This window comes from Sinosporangium album (assembly GCF_900100605.1).
GTDB classification, from domain to species: domain Bacteria; phylum Actinomycetota; class Actinomycetes; order Streptosporangiales; family Streptosporangiaceae; genus Sinosporangium; species Sinosporangium album.
The window spans coordinates 1-1,535 of the sequence record NZ_FNCN01000087.1 but is presented as its reverse complement, the minus strand read 5'-3'; the positions used below and the strand labels follow the sequence as shown (position 1 = coordinate 1,535).

Below are 1,535 nucleotides of genomic sequence, written 5' to 3'. Positions count from 1 at the left end.
GCGAGAAGCTTTTTCTCTGTCGGGCCAAATCTCTTACCTTCCGGGTGACCCCCACTCTAGCGGGGGACCTGTCCGGAACCTTCGAGGCACCTCAGCTAGATGCGGCCTCCTCCTCCCTCCCACCTTGATAACTAATGATCCTGAACGGGCAAAGGACTTCGGCAATTCCGGTCCGGTGGTCTATAAGCCGTTATGGGCATCGCCGTTCGCCCGGGCGAACGGTGTAGCGCTCAACGTGTGGACTCAACCAGTTACCCCTGAAGAAATGGACCCGACTATCGGCGGCGCCGCCCACCTCTTCCAACAGCGGGTAGAGAAGATCGCCGATCTGAGGGTTACCGTGGTGGGGGACGAGATCTTCGCCGTTCGTATCGATGGCGCTTCTGGGTTGGATTGGAGGCGGCACTACCCCGAGCTTTCTTATGGCATCATCGAGGCTCCCCCAGCGCTCGCCGGTTCGATACTTTCCTACCTGGATTACTTCGGACTGATCTTCGGTGCCTTCGATTTCGCCCTTACCCGAGACGGAGAATGAATCTTTCTGGAGTGCAACCCGAACGGACAATCGGCTTGGTTTCCAGAGCCCATCCCAGCTCGTATTGCCTCTGCCATTGCCGATCAACTTCAAGTCGCAAAGGATCGCACATGACCCTGCCCGCCGAGTCTGCTCCACTGCGCTTGGCCTTGGCTCATAAGCTCAACGAAGACGGAGCGCTAACGAACCTCAGATGGCGCGAAGCGGTCGAAGCGGTGCCGCGTGAGCTCTTCCTGGGGGAGGCCGTCTATCAGTCCACGGCAGGCGATGAGCGGGGAACTGCATGGAGACCGCTCAGACGTCGTGAGATGGAAGATGCCGGCTGGCTACGCCTGGCCTATGACGATGTGACCTGGGTTACACAGGTCGAGGGCGTCATGGCTGCCGATGCCCCCGGTCCCGTTCACGGCAACCCGACGTCATCGTCCTCGTTCCCCGGGCTGGTCATCCGCATGCTGGAGGCGGCTCGGGTGAACGAGGGTGAAAGCGTACTGGAGGTCGGCACGGGAACGGGATACTCCGCCGCACTGATGTGCCACAGGCTCGGCAGCGATGCTGTGACCTCAATCGAGTATGACCGGGGTGTTGCGGCTCGTGCCCGTAAGGCGATCGAAGCTTGCGGCTACTCGCCGACTCTGATCGTTGGCGATGGGTTGCAAGGGTATGAGAAGAACGCCGAGTACGACCGTCTGATCGCCACCTGTTCCGTGCGTTTCATCCCTTGGTCATGGATGTGGCAAGTCCGTGATGGAGGCACCATCACCACGCCCATGTGGGGGTGGATGAACGGGAATGCTCTGGCTCACATCACGCTTGCCGATGACGGTACCGCTTCAGGGCGCTTTCATCCCTACAATGTCGCGTTCATGAACGCCCGCCCCCACGGTCGTCCCCCGCGATCGGCTTACCTGATCGGCCTTGGCGAGGAACGTGAAAGCCGGATCGACCCGAGCATTCTCGATGACTGGACCGGGTGTTTCGTCGCCCAGCTTGGGGCGCC

The 1,535-nt window shown here is 60.6% G+C and carries 2 protein-coding genes; both read left to right on the top strand.

The window, feature by feature from the left end:
- Nucleotides 1-124 precede the first annotated feature (124 nt).
- Nucleotides 125-535, top strand: coding sequence for an MvdC/MvdD family ATP grasp protein (locus tag BLQ73_RS30735; protein WP_176955801.1), 411 nt, complete (start codon nucleotides 125-127; stop codon nucleotides 533-535).
- A 110-nt stretch (nucleotides 536-645) separates the two neighbouring features.
- Nucleotides 646-1,535: methyltransferase domain-containing protein (locus BLQ73_RS30730; RefSeq protein WP_093176446.1), on the top strand; the 890-nt coding region annotated here is incomplete at its 3' end.